Here is an 18401-nt window from a genome sequence, read left to right as displayed (position 1 = left end):
ACGCCGTACCCACTCAGACTAACGGCGCAGAGCCTCCGGTTTCCCAGCCTCCACGGGCTGGGTTTCGTCAAGGTGTGCCCAGACGATCAATCGGTGACTGTGGCCCCATTCGGGGTCGCACGTGGTCAGCGTCAGATAACGGCCCTCTCGCGTGTACCCGGACTTCTTCGGGACGGGGTCGATGACTGCTGTGTCACTCGGCAGCGTCCGGTAGGGCTTGGTGTCGATGCGGTACGTGAACCAGGAGGTGCCGTCGGTCAGCACCACCGGGTCCCCCGGGCGCAATCTGGGGAAGTCCTTGAACGGGTCCCCGTACGTCCGGCGATGGCCGGCGACGGCGAAGTTGCCCCGCTGACCGAGCTGCGCGGTGCTCGCGTAGTGGCCCAGGCCCTTCTTGAGGGTCTTCGTCCTCGTGCCTTCGAGCACGGGCTTGTTCCACGTGAAACCAAGCCTGGGGATGTACATGACGGCGAACGGCCGGCCGTCCTTGTACGCGGCGGGCTTCGGCGGAGCCTTGTCCGGGCTCTCCGTAGTGGACGATCTGCCGGGCTCGGCCGTCGCCGAGTTCCTCGCCCACTGTTTCTGCAGCTGGTCGATCTGGTCGTCCATCGCGGTGTCGGCCTTCACACCCGTCCAGAACAGCACGTAGACCACGAAGAGCACGATCACGGTGCCGACCGTGATGCACAGCTCGCTGAACGTCCTGACGACGACTCGCACCGACACAAGGTCCCCCAGCGGCAGCTGTTCCCGTACTCCACAGCCTTCTACCCCAACGACCCTCGCCGCACAGGCTCTTGGCAACTCTTGGGAATCGGATCCGCTACGCCGTCATCCCGCCGCCCCGCTACTCCACGGGCTTCGCGTAGTGGAGATCGACCGTGCCCGAGTAGCCGGGCAGGGTGCGCGTCCCGTCCTCCTCGACCTTCCAGCCGAGCCCGTAGACATTGACGTACACCATGTAGTTCTGGATCGCCGGGGACGCCGAGAGGGACTTCTGGAGCTTCTCCGGGTCACCGACCGCCTGGATCTTGTACGGGGGCGAGTAGACGCGGCCCTGGAGGATCAGGGTGTTGCCGACGCAGCGGACGGCGCTGGTGGAGATCAGCCGCTGGTCCATGACCTTGATGCCCTTGGCTCCGCCCTGCCACAGGGCGTTGACCACGGCCTGCAGGTCCTGCTGGTGGATGACCAGGTAGTCGGGCTGCGGCTCGGGGTAGCCGGGGAGTTTGGCCGTCGCGTTCGGGGGCGCGTCGTTGAGCGTGACGGTGAGCGCCTCGCCCTTGAGTTTCTGGGTGCCCGCGTGCTTCTCCAGGGCGGCGAGCTTGGCCGCCTCCGCCGCGGTGCTGCCGTTGTCCCGCTCGGCGAGGGTCTCGACGTCGTCGCGCAGCGAACCGTTGCTCTCGTCGAGCTGCCCGTTCTTGTGGCTGCGCTCCTGGATGAGGTCGGAGAGCTTCAGCAGCGAGGCGTCCGTACGGATGTTGGTGCCGTTGGCCGTGTCGAAGCTGGTGAAGAAGATCAGCCCGGCCAGCGCGAAGACAGCCATGGTCAGCAACCGCACCGGCCGAAATCGCCGGATACGGTCGGGGCTGGAACCCGACTGGGGAGAGTCGGCAGAATTGCTCAACGTACCCTTATCTCCTTCGGCGCCGCGGAAGCACTACGCTAACGGACGCCCGGGGGAGCACTAGGACCTGTCCGGTCGATCACGGCGAAGGAAAGCTGCGGTGCCTTGTGGGCGCAGATGTGCGTGCCACACCCCGCGTCTTCGCCGTGATCGACCGGACAGGTCCTAGGAGTCCCCTTGTACGCTGCCCCGGCAGCCCCCGTTCCCTGCGCGGCCACGCAGCGCATCGACAGGAGAGACCCTCGTGCCGAAGTCACGTATCCGCAAGAAGGCCGACTACACGCCGCCTCCGGCGAAGCAGGCGACCAACATCAAGCTGAACAGCCGTGCCTGGGTCGCCCCGGTCATGCTGGCCATGTTCCTCATCGGCCTCGCCTGGATCGTCGTGTTCTACGTGACGGACGGCTCGCTGCCGATCGACTCGCTCGGCAACTGGAACATCGTGGTCGGCTTCGGCTTCATCGCGGCGGGATTCGGCGTCTCCACTCAGTGGAAGTAACTCCCACCCGGGGTTCCGAGGGCTTGTACGGAGTCTGTACAAGCCCTCTTCCGCAAGCCCTGGCCCACGTTCTCCACTGAGTTATCCACAGCGATGTCCACAGTGGGGAAAAGGTCAGAAGATCTGTGGATAACCCTCTCGGGACTGCCGTCGTGTTGACGCCGGTGTGACTGACCTACCGGGATCCGGAAGCATGTTCGCCCCCTGTCCTGCCTGGGGAAACCCGAGTCAGCGACAGGGGGCACACTTGTTCCCGCACAGCATGCACAAGATCCGCCACGGTCTGTGGACAACGTGGACGCTCAGGTGAGCTGACCAGTCCTGATGAGTGTCATGACCACAACCACGAGCAGTACCGCGGCGCATGCGCCGTACTGGATGAGCGCACGTCGTTCCCGGGGTGCGTGCACCATCGCGTAACCGACGAGGACACCGCCGACGAGGCCGCCGACGTGGGCCTCCCAGGCGATGTTGGGCCACCCGAAGGTGAAGATCAGGTTGATCACCAGCAGGGCGATGACCGGGCGCATGTCGTAGTTGAGCCGCCGCATCAGGATGGCGGTCGCACCGAAGAGACCGAAGATCGCTCCGGAGGCACCGAGCGAGGGCTGGTTCGGCTCGGCGATCAGATACGTGAGCGCGCTGCCCGCGAGGCCGGACGACACGTACAGGGCGAGATAGCGGGCGCGGCCGAGGGCCGCCTCCAGGGGGCCGCCGATCCACCACAGGCTGAGCATGTTGAAGGCGATGTGGATATAGCTCCCGTGCAGGAACATCGCCGTGACCATCCGGTACCACTGGCCCTCGGCGACACCCTCGACATCGCCGAGGACCGGCACGAACGCCCGGCCGATCAGGTCGAAGCTGTCGGTGAAGCGGTCACCCACGGAGAGCTGGACCAGATAGACGGCGAGATTGAGCCCGACGAGAATCTTCGTGAGGAGCCGGGGGTCCGAGGTGACCGTGCCGCCCGCGAGGGTGCGGGGCTGGGAGGCCCCGGGCGCGTGCCCGGTGCCGGAACCCTCCCGTACGCACTCGGGGCACTGGAAGCCGACCGAAGCGTTGATCATGCATTCAGGACAGATCGGGCGCTCGCACCGGGTGCAGCGGATGCCGGTCTCCCGGTCCGGATGCCGGTAGCAGGTGGGCAGGCTCGGCGCGCCCTGCGGTTCCTGCGGGCTGCCTGGCACCTGATCCATCGGTTCCCCTCATCCTTCTGTACGCACTGGGTACGCAACGCATCGCCCCGCTCATCCTTACGGACGGGCGGGGCGTTTGGTTCCCTGCGGGAGCCCTCCGGCACCGGGCCGGAGGGCTCACCGACGAGGGGATCTACGGCTGTCGGGTCAGCGGGTCTCCACGACGACCGACTCGATGACGACGTCGTTGACAGGGCGGTCGGTACGCGGGTTCGTCGGCAGCGCAACGATGGCGTCCACGATCTTCTGGCTGGGTCCCTCGGTGACCTCACCGAAGATGGTGTGCTTGCGGGTCAGCCAGGCCGTCGGGGAGACGGTGATGAAGAACTGCGAGCCGTTGGTGCCCGGGCCGGCGTTCGCCATGGCCAGCAGGTACGGCTTGTCGAAGGCGAGGTCCGGGTGGAACTCGTCCTCGAACTCGTAGCCGGGGCCGCCGGTGCCGTTGCCCAGCGGGTCGCCGCCCTGGATCATGAAGCCGCTGATCACGCGGTGGAAGACCGTGCCGTCGTAGAGCTTGTCCGTCGACTTCGCACCCGTGGCCGGGTTGGTCCACTCACGCTCGCCCTGGGCGAGTTCCACGAAGTTCCGGACCGTTTTGGGCGCGTGGTTCGGCAGGAGCCGCACTTCGATGTCGCCGTGATTGGTCTTCAGGGTGGCGTAAAGCTGCTCGGCCACGATCTGCCTTCCGTTGTCCTTTGTGACGCTCCGATCCTCGCACGGACCGCGCCGCCAGTCTTCCGTCACCGCCGTACACACCGGTTCAGCCGCTTCGCACCAAACAGGCGCGCGGACCGGGGATCCATGGCATTGTCGTCGCAGACTCCTGTTGCACCATATTGATCGGTTATTGCACCAAGTACACCCGGAGTCACCATTCATGACCCGGATGCCTGTCCTCACATGCCCCGAAGCGCTCCGGGAGGCATGATCCGGATAAGGGTGGAAAGGCGAACTGTGACTTTCCGGGGGACGGCCCCCGAGCCCCCATGTACGCCACCGAGGAGGAGGATCCCGTGACCCGCAAGGACAGCGTGCGCGCGGCAGCCGAGTCGGCGAAGGACAGCGTGCGGCACGCCGCGGAAGTGGTGGCGCCCTACGCCGACACGACAAAGGACCGAGCCACCCACTACGCGCATGAAGCCCGTGTGAAGCTCGCGCCCAAGGTGTCGTCCACCGCCGTCACAGCCGCCGAACAGGCACGCACCCAGTACGCCGCCCATCTCGCACCACGTATCGAGCAGGCGCGTACACATGTGCCGCCGAAGGTCGACCACGCCGCGCACGAGGCCGCCGCCCGTACGCGCAAGGCCGCTCGGCAGGCGGCGGACTACTCCCGCCCGCGGATCGAGCACGCCAGGGCCGCGGCCGGCCCCGTGCGCGAGGAGGCGGCGTCCCGGAGCACGGCGGCACTGGCAGCTCTGCGTGGCCAGGTCTCGGCCAAGGAGGTCGAGAAGCTGGTCCGCAAGCACGAGCGGCGGGCCAGGAACGGTCGTCTCGCCAAGAGGCTGGCCGTTCTGGGCCTTCTGGCCGGTGGCGCCTTCGCCGCCTGGAAGTGGTGGGACAAGCAGGCCAACCCCGACTGGCTGGTCGAGCCGCCCGTCGCCACCGAGGTCCCGGAGACCGGTCGGCTGACCTCGGTCGACGGCAGCGGCCAGGAAGACCTCGACCCCGAGGTCCAGGCCAAGCAGGCCGAAGCGGAGGCAGCGGACCGCACCGAGCGCGGCTGACGCGTCCGGCACGCCTGCCGTGCGCGACGCCGAGGTCGGACGCGATGAAGAGTTGTAGGGCAGCAGGCTTCAAGTCTGTTGCCCTACAGCCATGTTTCACGTGAAACAGGCACCGTCCGACGAGGTGCGCGAGAACCGTCCGATGCGTCGGCGACTGCCTGAGAGCCCCGCGGGGGCGCTGTTTACGTCCTTGACCCGCGATGACGTTTGCAACCGATCGACTGTGCAACATTCGCGCCGATCTGACTAACGGAGCGCAGCGTTCTGATTACGCATCTTCGTTCACAGCAGCTCACGCATGCCTTCACGACTCCTGCATGCCACCCTCACGTCACCCCGACCCCCTGAACGGCGATCGCGCACCCCTCCCCCTAGTCGATTCTTTGCGCAAACAATTGCAAAGATCGCAACGAAAACCTTGTGACGCACATCACCGCACATGACCCAATGGAGTTCCAGCGCCCTTGGAAAGGTGCATCCTGAAGGTTGATGAGGCCACGTCACGTCACGACGGACAGCCAATTCCCTTCCACCCCGGACCCGTTGAAGAGGCCGACGCGGAGCGGGATCACCGCGAAACCGCGTGAGATCAAAATTCTTCCCAGGCGCTGCGCCCGGCACCACGAGCAGCACCACGGACGGAGCGACGACCGGCCCCTCACGGCCCCCGAAAGGACCGGAACTCCACCGGTTCCCCCACCCCACCACATGAGAAAACCCCCTCCGACCTGCGTAAAGCCGGTCCGAGGGGGTTCTTCTCGTGGAGCCTAGGGGAGTCGAACCCCTGACATCTGCCATGCAAAGACAGCGCTCTACCAACTGAGCTAAGGCCCCGAAAGGGAGACAGGCACCGGAAGGATCTCCCTCCGCGCCGCCACCGCAGACCAGACTACCGGGTCACCCCGGGTATCCCGCAAAAAGATTGGGGGTCCCCGTGCACGACCACTCTCCGTAAGATGCTCGACGTGGTTCGCTACAGCGAACCACGGTACTTGGGGAAGCGATGGGGAGACGCGCATGGACGCCGCACAGCAGGAAGCAACCGCGAGAGCCCGGGAGCTGCAGCGGAACTGGTACGGGGAGCCGCTGGGGGCGCTCTTCCGTAGGCTCATAGATGACCTGGGTCTCAACCAGGCCCGTCTGGCGGGGGTGCTCGGTCTGTCCGCGCCCATGCTGTCTCAGTTGATGAGCGGCCAGCGCGCCAAAATCGGCAATCCCGCGGTGGTCCAGCGCGTACAGCTGCTGCAGGATCTCGCAGGTCAGGTCGCGGACGGCAGTGTCAGCGCCGCCGAGGCCACCGAACGGATGGACGAGATCAAGAAGTCCCAGGGGGGCTCGGTGCTCAGCAACACCACGCAGTCGACGACCACTTCGGGCGGTGCGCCCACGGTGAAGCGCGTGGTGCGCGAGATCCAGTCACTGCTCCGCTCGGTGTCCGCGGCCGGGGACATCATCGACGCGGCGGACACCCTCGCCCCGACCCACCCGGAACTGGCAGAGTTCCTCCGGGTGTACGGAGCCGGCCGCACTTCCGACGCGGTCGCCCACTACCAGTCCCACCAGAACTGAGTACAACGCCCGGCAGCCGAACACCCCGCCACCGGAACCCTGTCGGGGTTTCCGGCAGCGGAAGCCAGGCAGCCGGGCACCTCGGAAGAGGCCGCCGCAGTACCGACCGCCGAAGGGGGAGCGACGCACGACCATGGGTGAGGTCTTCGCCGGCCGGTACGAACTGGTCGACCCGATCGGACGCGGGGGAGTCGGTGCCGTCTGGCGCGCCTGGGACCACCGGCGGCGCCGGTATGTGGCCGCCAAGGTGCTCCAGCAGAGCGACGCCCACTCGCTGCTGCGGTTCGTGCGCGAGCAGGCGGTCCGGATCGACCACCCCCATGTGCTCGCTCCCGCCAGTTGGGCGGCCGACGACGACAAGGTCCTGTTCACCATGGATCTCGTCGGCGGTGGATCCCTGGTCCACCTGATCGGGGACTACGGCCCGCTGCCTCCGGCCTTCGTCTGCACCCTGCTCGACCAGCTGCTGGCGGGACTCGCCGCGGTGCACGCGGAGGGGATCGTGCACCGGGACATCAAGCCCGCCAACATCCTGCTGGAGTCGACCGGCACGAGCCGTCCGCGGCTGCGGCTGTCCGACTTCGGCATCTCGATGCGCCTGGGTGAGCCGCGGCTCACCGAGACCAACTACGTCGTGGGAACGCCCGGTTACTTCGCCCCCGAGCAGCTGATCGGCGCCGACCCGGACTTCCCCGCCGACCTCTTCGCCGTGGGCCTGGTCGCTCTCTTCCTCCTGGAGGGGGCCAAACCCGACGCCAAGGCGCTGGTCGAGCACTTCGGGGCCCATGGCACGCCGGGCGCCCCGAAGGGGATTCCCGAGCCTCTGTGGCAGGTCGTGGCGTCTCTGCTCGAACCGGACCCGCACGCGCGGTTCCGCACGGCCAACGGAGCGCGCAAGGCGCTCGTCTCGGCCAGGGAGCTCCTCCCGGAGCCCGGCCCGGACGACGAGCTGATAGAGATATTCGACCAACTCGGCCCGCTTCCGGCCGGGTTCGGTCCTGAAGGCCCCCTCACGAGCACGACTGCCAGGGCTGCCACGGCTGCCACGACGTCCCGGGCGACCGTCTCCGAACAGATACCGGGGCCAGGACAGGGGCCCGGGCCGGGGGCGGAACCAGGACAGGCCCAGCGGACGGACAGAGCGTCGGGAACGGCATCGGGTCCAGCCCCGGGCACGGCCTCTCCTGAGGCAGATACGGGAGCCGCTTCCCCAGCGAGCGGTCCCCCTGCGGCCGGCCCTCCAGCGGTCGGTCCCCCACCGACCGGTCCTTCCCCCACTCCTTTCGCTTCCACTTCCGGGCGGTGGACCGGTGGCATACCGCCCCAGCCGACCATCGATCCCTTCCCCCCGCAGCCCCCCACCCCCTCGGACACCGGCAGCTTCCATCTGCCGCCCCCGCTGCGGGAAAAGCAGTCCCTTACTCCCCCCGCACCGCGCGAACTCCCGGATTCCGCTTACTCCACGTCGCAGTCGTACGAACCCACCCACGTGCCCTCCCCCCAGGCCCCGTACCCAACGGTTCCCGCCCCAGCGTCTGCGCCTACGCCACCACCACAGCCGCAATCCCCCCTGTCGGCACTCCCGCTGCCGCTGCCCCAATCCATGCCGCTGCCTCTACCGCTGCCGCAGTCACAGCCGGGTGACACAGCCTCTACTGCTTCATACACCGCTCAAGGCGTTCAGGTTCCGCCTCAGCCGCAGCCGGTTGCGCGGCACCGCGCCAGACGGTCACGACGGCGGCCCGGACCGCCCATGGCGGTGACGGTCCCGGTGCTCCTGCTCGCGCTGATCTGCTTCGCGGTCGGATTCTGGGCCCTGGCACGGATCTGAACCGGCCCCGGACCTCCCGGACCTCCCGGACCTCCCGGACCTCTTGGAGCTCCTAGACCCCTTGGCCCCCGGCCGGCAGACCCGTTGAACTACCGGCCCCGGGACCGTCCATATGTCCGAGCGGCTCCGCCGCCGGCAACAGGCACGGCGCCCTCGGCCGTCCCGGTCCCCGCCCGCCGCCGGGCGACCACCGTCCACATCGCGAGCCCCAGCACCAGGACGCACCCCGTGCCGATCCCGCCCACGGCCACCGCCTTCATCGCGGTGTTCTCGCCCGAAGAACCACCGTCGCCTCCGTCTCCACCGGTCGCCGCGCTGCCGCTCGCCGCGGCGTCCCTGTCCTGCGCGGAGACCTCGAAGACGTCACGCGGCACGGCGGCACCGCTGTAGGCCGGTGCCTCCTCGGCCGTACCCCTCACCCTTACGCGCAGCGTCAGCCCGAACGGCCCGTCGCCGAACTTGTCCGACATCCCCGCCGAGAGATGCACGACGAGGTAGTACCAGCCGGCGAACCGCATACCGCCGACCCGGTCGTCAACGGCGAACCGGTTCTCGTAGGCGACGGGGGGCAGCGGTTTCAGCGCGGTCTGCTTCCGCGAGCCGTCGTATCCGGTGCCGGCGTCGTCCACCAGGGCGCGTACGGGATTGTGGAGCGACATGACGAGCGCGTTCCCCAGATAGCCGTCGCCGCTCGCCTGGCCCAGTTCGGCGGTGGCGTCCAGCTGCTGTCCCCAGTCGACGGGAACGCGGTAGAAGAGCGTCTGCCCAGCCCGGATCCCGTCCTTCCAGACGCCCTGCTCCAGCGAGCGCGCCCCGCTGAAGCCCGCACCTCCCTCACGGGCCAGGGCAGGGCCTTCGAGTGCCTGGGGGGAGGCGGAGTCCCACACCTGCGGGGCGGCCGTCGACGCGGCCTTCTCCAGAGCGGGCTCCGAGACGTACTGGAGTTCCAGCTCCCAGTCGTCCAGCGAGGAGCCGGGCCCGCTCGTACGCTCGACGAGCACCGAGTACGTACCGGCGTTCTTGCAGGTGTAGGCGCCGGGGCCGGTCCTTCGCGACGCCCAGGCGGTCAGCGGACGCGGGCTCTGGGTGGGTCCGAAACGGGCGATGCCGGCATCCCCGGAGAAGCATCGATGACCGTCGGGGTCCTGGAGGGACACCTTGATGCCGTCCGAGTACATGACCTTCGTGCCCGGCTTCGGTACGGCGGTGGCCGACACGTACGCACTGGAGGCGTCGGAGGCCTCGTCGAGCCGCAGCCCGTAATAGAGCTTTCCGTTGTCGCGGATGGTGCTCCGGTAGGACGTGCCGGGTGTCAGACGCTCGCCGTCGGTGGGCTGGTCCGCGCCCTCGATCCGCTCGGCGTCGGCGGCGAAACGGTAGGGAGGGGGAGCGTCGGCCGCTGTCGCCGTCGTCGCCCGCCCCGCCGGTACCGCGACCGAGAGCAGCGCCGCCGCCCCGGCCAGGACCGTACGGCCGCGCCACCATCCCGTGCGCCGCCCCATCACGCGCCCCCTCGCCGTAACCCGGACCCTCACTCGACGGGCTCCCGCGGGTCGGCGCCGTCGCTGTTCCGACACTGTCCCGAACGCCCGCGAAGCCTCGACCATCCTGCACTTACCGAGCCGTGCGCGCCCGGGCAACACAAAACCCCGGCCGCAGCAAGGCGGCCGGGGTTTGTACTGAGACTGTGGTCGACACTCACGAACCCGTGGGCACGGAGTCGGTCGCCTCCGTCCACAGGTCCTGCTCGGCGCGATCCGCCTGGATCTGGCGGTACACGAGGAGCCCGCCGATGGCGGCCAGTGCGACCAGGAGAAGCTTCTTCACCGCGAGACCTCGTCTTTCTTAGGCGTTGGGGACTTCTGGCGCCCGACTATACACACCGGCCGATACCGATCGGTGACCTGCGTCGGGGCCTCAACTGCCCGTCGGGGCAGCGCAGTACGACCGGGGCCGACCACTCGGATCGGAGGGTGATCACATCCTCACCGAGGGTTATTTCGCCCCGCTTTCCTCATGCTTCCGCTCATTTAGTGAGCATTGAGCCCATCCGAGTGGTGTTCATCAGAAGATCGCCGCGCCACGGGCGTCGGTCCGTCACTTCGCAACCGACATACACATCATGAGGAAAGTATGCAAATCCACCCACCCGAAAGGAGAGGGACCATGACTCGCAACAAGGTCATGAACCTGTGGACCGCGGTCGTCACCGCCTTCCTCGCGCTGTGCACGTCACTCGGACTGATCACGACGACCGCCGTCGCCGCCGTACCCGCGACGGAGGCAGCGCGCAACATCAACACCCCGCAGGAAGCGACGGCGCAGGAGGAGCCCATCTGGACCCGCCCGCGGGCGAGTTCCCTGCCACCCACGATGAAACAGCGCATCCACGCGGAGGCGCACGGCTCCTCACCGTCCTGCCGACACCGCCCGCCGACGGACGCGACGGACACGACGGACGCGGACGCCGCCGTCACACGGGACAGCGCAGAGGCACCAGCGATCGTCACCGCCGCCATGAGCGCCGCAGTACCTACTGCCGTCGATACGACGGACTCCGCCACGAGGGAACGCGCCACGAGGGAATCTGTCACGAGGGATGCAGTCGTGGCACCCGCCCACCCCTGCGACACGACCCACATGACGACCGGCGCCGTCGACGTACCCGCGGCACAGACCGCACGGGCAGCAGCACCGGCACCCGCCGTGGATGCCGCACCCGTCAGCAGCGTCGTCACGCTCCCCTCACAGTCCTCGCTCCCGGCACCGGCCTCGGTCCAGCTCCCGGCGCCGGCGCCCGCTCAGGTCCTGGCCGCCGTCGGCTCAGCGACTCGGGGATGACCTCGTACCAGGAACCGTCCGGCTGGGACGGACGGCCTGCGCCCGCAGCGATGCCGAGAACCCGGCAGGCTGACACCCAACGTTTCGTCGACACCCGACTTTTCGACAACGCTCGACGCTTCGACGATGCGGACTTCACCGACCGGTTCGATTCGAAGGCGCCCCACGAAGGCCACAGAAAAGCGGGACGCACTCCGGGCAGACGGACACACCGACATACGGGCAGTCGGATCGCGTGGCTGAGCTTGAGCAGGTGCGCCTCGCGTTCGTCCCCATGGGGTCCGGGCACCGGCCGGCCCACGGCGCCGAAGAACTCCCGCGGCGCAGTCCGAACACCCCAGCGACGGAACGCCTCGGCCATCGCACGCAACCGCCCCGGATCGATGCGGGACGTCCCACGCGTCCGGTTCTTCCGAGCATTGAGCGTCGGATAGGAGATACCGGCTCACACGGCCAGGTCCTTCCGGGTCCTGTCCTGCGGCTCACCAAGAAGGCGCTCCAGCAGCGCGGGCAGGTCCTCGCCCTCGACGGCGACGTCCCGGCCCAGGTCCGGCTCACTCACACCGGACGCCCCATCCGACTGAAAGACCCTGGTCACAAGCTCAAGCCTTGACCATCGGCATCTGCATGGACACGTAGCTCGCAGACCGACGGGTTGCATTCTCATTCCCATAAAGCAGCACTTGGCACTACACGCACGCCGTAGATGCGATCACCCCTGGACATCCCGACGAGGAGGCACCGCGCGCCCCCTGACGGCCGGTCAGCCGCCGAACGTGGAAACCCTCACCGTTTCCCGACCGGGCGCGCTCCCGACAGCCCTCAGGGCTTCTCAGGCGCCCTCAGGCATTCCTGTGGCTCTCAGTGGCCCCAGCGCCCTCAGAGCCTCGACGCTGCCGTTGGCCGAGCACACAGAACCCATTCGAGAGCGTCGGCCCACCACTGCCCCGGGCCCACCGGCACTTCGGCACTCCGGGAACAGGCTCTGGATACGAGCCACAAATGCCAAAAACCCCCAGGCACGATGGCCTGGGGGCCTTTGAACTGGTGGGGCTAACAGGATTTGAACCTGTGGCCTCATCCTTATCAGGGATGCGCTCTAACCAACTGAGCTATAGCCCCGCCGCGCTCTGCGGTGTATGTCCCGCGCGCTGACCTCTGAAGATTAGCGCACGACGGGGCCAGTCCCAAAATCGGTATCCGGGGCCCGCCCCGGCCTGCCCGGACAGACCGAAAACGCACCCGCCGGCCGTACAGAGGTGCACCCCCGACAGCACGAGAGCGCACCCCGGGCCGGGATGCGCTCTCGCGGTGAAGCCGTGGTGACAACGTTTACTCGTCCTCGGCGAGCGTGAGCTCGACACCGCCGACGAAGCCCGCGGAGAGGTTGTAGATGAACGCGCCGAGGGTGGCGAGCGCGGTGGCCAGGACGACGTCGATGACGGCGATGATCGACGTGAAGATCAGGACGCGCGGCAGCGACAGGAACGACTGCAGATCGAAGCCGTTCGACTCGTTCGAGCCGGTGGCCTCGGAGATCGTGCCGCCCACGGTGGAGAAGACGCCCATGGCGTCCATGACCATCCACAGCACGGCGGCCGCGACGATCGTGCAGATCCCGAGCGCGATGGAGAGCAGGAAGCTGACCTTCATCACCGACCAGGGGTCGGCCTTGGCCACCCGCAGCCGGGCCTTGCGCGTACGGGGCGTGGTGCGCGCCCCGGTGCGCGGCCGGCGGACGGCGCCCCCGGGCGCCGTGTGCGCCGCGTACGCCTGAGGCGGGTGGTACGGCTGGGCGGCCTGCTGCGGCTGCCGCTCGCCCGGGAGGGGCGAACCCTCCGGCACGGCCGTACCGGAGGGTGCAGCCGGGCCCGGAGGCACCGGCGAGCCTGGGGCCGCACCGGCCGCGTACTGCGGCGTCTGTGGGCCTCGGGTGTCCGTCACAGTTCCCCCCTGGGATCCATGAGAGTCATGGGAGTCAGTCGCCTCCGTGGCGGAGCCACGGCCGCCGTCCGTTTCCGTATCGGTCGAACCGGCGCCCGTGGCTCCGCTCACGATGACTCACTCCTCGCGCTACTCGTCCGAGGACGGCTCGCCCTCGTCCGTACCGACGGCCGACTCGACCTCGTCCGAGTCGTCGACCACCCCGTCGACTTCCTCGGCCTCGCGACCGGCCTCGGCATTACGTGCGATACCGACGACGGCATCGCGCTTGCCCAGGTTGATCAGTTGAACGCCCATGGTGTCACGGCCCGTCTCCCTGACCTCGTTGACTCGCGTGCGAATCACACCGCCGGACAGTGTGATGGCGAGGATCTCGTCCGTCTCCTCGACCACCAGCGCGCCGACGAGCGAGCCGCGGTCCTCGACGATCTTGGCGGCCTTGATACCCAGGCCACCGCGACCCTGGACGCGGTACTCGTCGACAGCGGTCCGCTTCGCGTACCCACCGTCTGTGGCAGTGAACACGAACGTACCGGGTCGAACAACATTCATCGAGAGGAGCTGGTCGCCCTCGCGGAAGCTCATTCCCTTGACGCCCGAGGTGGCACGGCCCATGGGCCGCAGCGCGTCGTCCGTCGCAGTGAACCTGATCGATTGGGCCTTCTTGCTGATCAGAAGCAGATCATCCTCTGCCGAAACCAGCTCGGCTCCGATCAGTTCGTCGTCGGAACCGTCCTCCGTCTCACGGAGATTGATCGCGATGACGCCTCCGGAACGCGGCGAATCGTAATCCTTCAGGGATGTCTTCTTCACCAGCCCGCCCTTGGTCGCGAGGACCAGATAGGGCACCGCTTCGTAGTCGCGGATCGCGAGGATCTCGGCGATCGCCTCGTCCGGCTGGAAGGCCAGCAGGTTCGCGACGTGCTGGCCGCGCGCCTCACGCCCTGCGTCGGGAAGCTCGTACGCCTTCGCGCGGTAGACCCGGCCCTTGTTGGTGAAGAACAGCAGCCAGTGGTGCGTCGTCGACACGAAGAAGTGGTCGACGATGTCGTCTTCCTTGAGCTTCGTCCCGCGTACGCCCTTGCCGCCGCGCTTCTGCGAGCGGTAGTCCTCGGCCTTGGTGCGCTTGATGTAGCCACCGCGCGTGATGGTGACGACGATGTCCTCCTCGGCGATCAGGTCCTCCATGGACATGTCGCCGTCGAAGGGCACCAGCTTGGAGCGGCGGTCGTCACCGAACTTGTCGACGATCGCGGTCAGTTCCTCGCTGATGATGGCGCGCTGCCGCTCGGGCGAGGCCAGGATCGCGTTGTACTCGCGGATCTTCGCCTGCAGCTCGTCGTGCTCGGCGACGATCTTCTGGCGCTCCAGGGCCGCCAGCCGGCGCAGCTGCATCTCAAGGATGGCGTTGGCCTGGATCTCGTCGATCTCCAGGAGGCCCATCAGGCCCTCGCGCGCGATCTCGACGGTGTCGCTGCGCCGGATCAGCGCGATGACCTCGTCGATGGCGTCCAGGGCCTTCAGGAGGCCGCGCAGGATGTGCGCGCGCTCCTCGGCCTTGCGCAGCCGGAACCGCGTACGCCGGACGATGACCTCGATCTGGTGCGTCACCCAGTGCCGGATGAACGCGTCGAGCGAGAGGGTGCGCGGCACGCCGTCCACCAGCGCCAGCATGTTGGCGCCGAAGTTCGTCTGCAGGTCGGTGTGCTTGTACAGGTTGTTCAGGACGACCTTGGCGACCGCGTCCCGCTTCAGGACGATGACCAGGCGCTGGCCCGTACGCGACGAGGTCTCGTCCCGGACGTCCGCGATGCCGCCGACCTTGCCGTCCTTGACCAGGTCGGCGATCTTCTGCGCCAGGTTGTCGGGGTTCACCTGGTAGGGGAGCTCGGTGACCACCAGGCACTGGCGGTTCTGGATCTCCTCGACCTCGATGACCGCGCGCATCGTGATGGAACCACGGCCCGTGCGGTAGGCCTCCTCGATGCCCTTGCGGCCGACCACCAGGGCGCCGCTCGGGAAGTCGGGGCCCTTGATGCGCTCGATCAGCGCGTCCAGGAGGTCCTCGTGCGAGGCTTCGGGGTTCTCCAGGTACCACTGGGCGCCGGAGGCGACCTCGCGCAGGTTGTGCGGCGGGATGTTGGTGGCCATACCGACCGCGATGCCCGCCGAGCCGTTGATCAGCAGGTTCGGGAAGCGGGCGGGGAGGACGGTCGGCTCCTGGGAGCGGCCGTCGTAGTTGTCCGTGAAGTCGACGGTGTCCTCGTCGATGTCGCGGACCATCTCCATGGACTGCGGCATCATCTTGCACTCGGTGTACCGCATGGCGGCGGCCGGGTCGTTGCCCGGGGAACCGAAGTTGCCGTTCGAGTCCACCAGCGGCATCCGCATCGACCACGGCTGCGCGAGACGGACCAGCGCGTCGTAGATCGAGGAGTCGCCGTGCGGGTGGTAGTTGCCCATGACGTCGCCGACGACGCGGGCGCACTTGTAGAAGCCCTTCTCGGGCCGGTAGCCGCCGTCGTACATGGCGTACAGGACGCGGCGGTGGACGGGCTTGAGACCGTCCCGTACGTCGGGCAGCGCGCGCGACACGATGACGGACATCGCGTAGTCGAGGTACGAGCGCTGCATCTCGGTTTCGAGCCCGACGGGCTCGACACGCTGGAGGGTGCCGCCCTCTTCCACAGGGATGCCTGCGGGGATGCCCGGACCGGTGGGGGAAATGGGTGTCTCGTCGGTCATTGCTGGTGCAGATCCTTTCTGACGCGGTCAGCTGAGACCGACTCAGATGTCGAGGAAGCGGACGTCCTTGGCGTTGCGCTGGATGAACGCGCGGCGTGCTTCGACGTCCTCACCCATCAGGACCGAGAAGAGGTCGTCGGCCTGGGCGGCGTCGTCGAGGGTGACCTGGCCGAGGACGCGGTGCTCCTGGTCCATGGTCGTGATGCGCAGTTCCTCGGCGTTCATCTCACCGAGACCCTTGAAGCGCTGGATCGAATCCTCCCTTACGCGCTTGCCGGCCTGTCGGCCGAGCTCGATCAGGGCGTCGCGCTCACGGTCCGAGTACGCGTACTCGAAGTCGTCGCGACCCCACTTGATCTTGTAGAGCGGCGGACGGGACAGGAAGACGTGCCCGGCCTCGACCAGGGGACGCATGAAGCGGAACAGGAAGGTCAGCAGCAGGGTGTTGATGTGCTGGCCGTCGACGTCGGCGTCCGCCATCAGGATGATCTTGTGATAGCGGAGCTTCGCGATGTCGAAGTCCTCGTGGACCCCGGTGCCGAAGGCCGAGATCAGCGCCTGGATCTCCTGGTTCTGCAGGATCTTGTCGATCCGCGCCTTCTCGACGTTGAGGATCTTTCCTCGGATCGGGAGGATCGCCTGGTACTGGGGGTTCCGGCCGGACTTGGCCGAACCGCCGGCGGAGTCACCCTCGACGATGAAGATCTCGCACTTGGTGGGGTCGTTCGACTGGCAGTCGCTCAGCTTGCCCGGCAGCGACGCCGTCTCCAGGAGCCCCTTGCGGCGGGTGAGGTCGCGGGCCTTGCGGGCCGCCACGCGCGCGGTGGCCGCCTGGATGGACTTGCGGATGATGTCCGCGGCTTCGTTCGGGTTGCGGTCCAGCCAGTCGCTGATGTGCTCGTGCACGACCTTCTGTACGAAGGTCTTCGCCTCGGTGTTGCCCAGCTTGGTCTTGGTCTGGCCCTCGAACTGCGGCTCGCCCAGCTTGATCGAGATGATCGCCGTCAGACCCTCGCGGATGTCGTCGCCCGTGAGGTTGTCGTCCTTCTCGCGCAGCAGCTTCTTGTCGCGCGCGTACCGGTTGATGAGACCGGTGAGCGCCGCACGGAAGCCCTCCTCGTGCGTACCGCCCTCATGGGTGTGGATGGTGTTGGCGAAGGAGTACACGCCCTCGCTGTAGCCGCCGTTCCACTGCATCGCGACTTCGAGGGAGAGCATGCGCTCCTTGTCCTCGGCCTCGATGTCGATCACCGTGGGGTGGATGACCTCGCCCTTGCGGGAGTTGAGGTACGTCACGAAGTCGACGATGCCGCCTTCGTAGTGGTATGTGACGGACTTGACCTCCACGGGCTCGTCCGCACCGGCCTCGTCGGCGCCCACCGTGGCCTTCGCCGAGTCGCGCTCATCAGTGAGTTTGATGGTCAAACCCTTGTTGAGGAACGCCATCTCCTGGAAGCGCCGCGAGAGCGTCTCGAAGGAGTAGTCCGTGGTCTCGAAGATGTCCCCGTCGGCCCAGAAGGTGACCGAGGTGCCGGTCTCGTCCGTGGCCTCGTGCTCGGCCAGCGGCGCAGTCGGGACGCCCAGCTTGTAGTCCTGCGTCCAGCGGCGTCCGTCGGTCCTGATCTCGACGGCCACCTTGGTGGACAGCGCGTTCACGACGGAGACGCCCACGCCGTGCAGACCACCGGAGACCGCGTAACCGCCGCCCCCGAACTTGCCGCCCGCGTGCAGCACGGTCAGGACGACCTCGACGGCGGGCTTGCCCTCGGAGGGCACGATGCCCACCGGGATGCCTCGGCCGTTGTCGACGACGCGGACACCGCCGTCGGGAAGGATCGTGACGTCGATCGTGTCCGCGTGGCCGGCCAGCGCCTCGTCGACGGAGTTGTCCACCACCTCGTACACGAGGTGGTGCAGTCCGCGCTCGCCGGTCGAGCCGATATACATACCGGGTCGCTTGCGGACCGCGTCCAGACCCTCCAGGACGGTGATGGCGCTGGCGTCGTACGAGGCCGTGACCTCGCCGTTCGAGGAGTGAGACCCGCTTTTCGCGGCCGCGTCGGTGGACGGGATGTTCTCGTTGGGGTTGCCGGAATCGGCCACGAAGCGCCCTTTCTGGCACAGCACAAGCCAAGCTCCGGGTCCCCTCGGAGGAGGGTGTCCGGAGCGGCTGCGGCGTGTTACGTCGGTAAGCCTTTGTCAGCGTTGCTCGGTGTGTCCCACAAGTGGGGCGGGATTAGCTTCCAGTCTACCGGTAGCGCCGACAGTGATGGGGGTTTGCCGGTACCTGAGTCCGCATGTGCCGCCCTGAACCGGTCTCCACCGACTCCCCATATGTGGACCCGGGCTCAAAGAGGCGCAGAGCGGCACTCAGCGCTTCCGGGTGTCAACCCCGCGCTACGGACGGCATACCGCCCGG

The 18401-nt window shown here is 67.7% G+C and carries 13 protein-coding genes, 2 tRNA genes and 1 pseudogene; 5 read left to right on the top strand and 11 right to left on the bottom strand.

Translation table 11 applies throughout. The features are described from left to right. Positions 1-18: 18 nt before the first annotated feature. Complete coding sequence (locus ACZ60E_RS12625) at positions 19-720, bottom strand: class E sortase (protein WP_469439950.1); 702 nt, start codon at positions 718-720, stop codon at positions 19-21. 127 nt (positions 721-847) lie between these two features. Beyond that, entirely contained in the window at positions 848-1627 is a 780-nt protein-coding gene (locus ACZ60E_RS12620) for a DUF881 domain-containing protein (protein WP_107017872.1), read from the bottom strand. Between the two features lie 244 nt (positions 1628-1871). Here ACZ60E_RS12620 and crgA point away from each other — a divergent pair, with 244 nt between their 5' ends. After that, positions 1872-2126 (top strand): cell division protein CrgA, encoded by a 255-nt coding sequence (gene crgA, locus ACZ60E_RS12615; protein WP_055517312.1) that lies wholly within the window; start codon positions 1872-1874, stop codon positions 2124-2126. A gap of 302 nt (positions 2127-2428) precedes the next feature. Here the strand turns inward: crgA and ACZ60E_RS12610 are convergent, their stop codons facing one another. Next, entirely contained in the window at positions 2429-3325 is an 897-nt protein-coding gene (locus ACZ60E_RS12610; protein WP_384803809.1) for a rhomboid family intramembrane serine protease, read from the bottom strand. A gap of 147 nt (positions 3326-3472) precedes the next feature. Next, positions 3473-4000: a peptidylprolyl isomerase gene (locus tag ACZ60E_RS12605; protein ID WP_384803812.1), complete on the bottom strand. Its 528-nt coding sequence runs from the start codon at positions 3998-4000 to the stop codon at positions 3473-3475. Between the two features lie 338 nt (positions 4001-4338). On the opposite strand from ACZ60E_RS12605, the gene ACZ60E_RS12600 reads away from it, so the two are divergent. Continuing rightward, positions 4339-5052, top strand: a complete 714-nt coding sequence (locus tag ACZ60E_RS12600; protein WP_469439947.1) for a DUF5324 family protein — start codon at positions 4339-4341, stop codon at positions 5050-5052. Between the two features lie 761 nt (positions 5053-5813). Here ACZ60E_RS12600 and ACZ60E_RS12595 read toward each other — a convergent pair. Next, positions 5814-5886 (bottom strand) — tRNA-Ala (locus ACZ60E_RS12595). Between the two features lie 183 nt (positions 5887-6069). On the opposite strand from ACZ60E_RS12595, the gene ACZ60E_RS12590 reads away from it, so the two are divergent. Both ACZ60E_RS12590 and ACZ60E_RS12585 read left to right on the top strand, forming a co-directional pair. Continuing rightward, positions 6070-6621, top strand: coding sequence for a helix-turn-helix domain-containing protein (locus tag ACZ60E_RS12590; RefSeq protein WP_210881469.1), 552 nt, complete (start codon positions 6070-6072; stop codon positions 6619-6621). Between the two features lie 133 nt (positions 6622-6754). Further along, positions 6755-8452 carry a serine/threonine-protein kinase gene (locus tag ACZ60E_RS12585; RefSeq protein WP_469439945.1) on the top strand — a complete coding sequence of 566 codons (1698 nt, stop codon included), beginning with the start codon at positions 6755-6757 and terminating at the stop codon, positions 8450-8452. 89 nt (positions 8453-8541) lie between these two features. Here the strand turns inward: ACZ60E_RS12585 and ACZ60E_RS12580 are convergent, their stop codons facing one another. Together ACZ60E_RS12580 and ACZ60E_RS12575 are read right to left on the bottom strand one after the other, a co-directional pair. Next, positions 8542-9954, bottom strand: a complete 1413-nt coding sequence (locus ACZ60E_RS12580) for a hypothetical protein (protein ID WP_469439943.1) — start codon at positions 9952-9954, stop codon at positions 8542-8544. A 196-nt stretch (positions 9955-10150) separates the two neighbouring features. Beyond that, positions 10151-10279: a DLW-39 family protein gene (locus tag ACZ60E_RS12575; RefSeq protein ID WP_003999697.1), complete on the bottom strand. Its 129-nt coding sequence runs from the start codon at positions 10277-10279 to the stop codon at positions 10151-10153. A gap of 339 nt (positions 10280-10618) precedes the next feature. Between ACZ60E_RS12575 and ACZ60E_RS12570 the strand changes: the two are divergent. Continuing rightward, a pseudogene (locus ACZ60E_RS12570) lies at positions 10619-10910 on the top strand (DUF6344 domain-containing protein); the annotation flags it as partial. 1428 nt (positions 10911-12338) lie between these two features. On the opposite strand, the gene ACZ60E_RS12565 reads toward ACZ60E_RS12570, so the two are convergent. The 4 genes from ACZ60E_RS12565 to gyrB form a co-directional block, all read right to left on the bottom strand. Beyond that, positions 12339-12415 (bottom strand) — tRNA-Ile (locus ACZ60E_RS12565). 210 nt (positions 12416-12625) lie between these two features. Beyond that, positions 12626-13348 (bottom strand): DUF3566 domain-containing protein, encoded by a 723-nt coding sequence (locus ACZ60E_RS12560; protein ID WP_469439941.1) that lies wholly within the window; start codon positions 13346-13348, stop codon positions 12626-12628. A gap of 18 nt (positions 13349-13366) precedes the next feature. Next, positions 13367-15982: a DNA gyrase subunit A gene (gyrA, locus tag ACZ60E_RS12555; RefSeq protein WP_384803830.1), complete on the bottom strand. Its 2616-nt coding sequence runs from the start codon at positions 15980-15982 to the stop codon at positions 13367-13369. A gap of 42 nt (positions 15983-16024) precedes the next feature. Continuing rightward, entirely contained in the window at positions 16025-18085 is a 2061-nt protein-coding gene (gene gyrB / locus ACZ60E_RS12550; RefSeq protein WP_199854776.1) for a DNA topoisomerase (ATP-hydrolyzing) subunit B, read from the bottom strand. Positions 18086-18401 lie beyond the last annotated feature (316 nt).

Source organism: Streptomyces sp. NPDC102514 (assembly GCF_055584525.1).
Note: the sequence above shows the minus strand (reverse complement) of the source record. Positions and strands in the feature narration are given on the sequence as shown.

Excerpts from the sequence above, each read along its gene's own strand:
- gyrA (WP_384803830.1), bottom strand. The coding sequence starts at position 15,982 with ATGACCGACGAGACACCCATTTCCCCCACCGGTCCGGGCATCCCCGCA.
- ACZ60E_RS12580 (WP_469439943.1), bottom strand. The coding sequence starts at position 9,954 with ATGGGGCGGCGCACGGGATGGTGGCGCGGCCGTACGGTCCTGGCCGGG.
- ACZ60E_RS12610 (WP_384803809.1), bottom strand. The coding sequence starts at position 3,325 with ATGGATCAGGTGCCAGGCAGCCCGCAGGAACCGCAGGGCGCGCCGAGC.
- ACZ60E_RS12585 (WP_469439945.1), top strand. The coding sequence starts at position 6,755 with ATGGGTGAGGTCTTCGCCGGCCGGTACGAACTGGTCGACCCGATCGGA.
- ACZ60E_RS12590 (WP_210881469.1), top strand. The coding sequence starts at position 6,070 with ATGGACGCCGCACAGCAGGAAGCAACCGCGAGAGCCCGGGAGCTGCAG.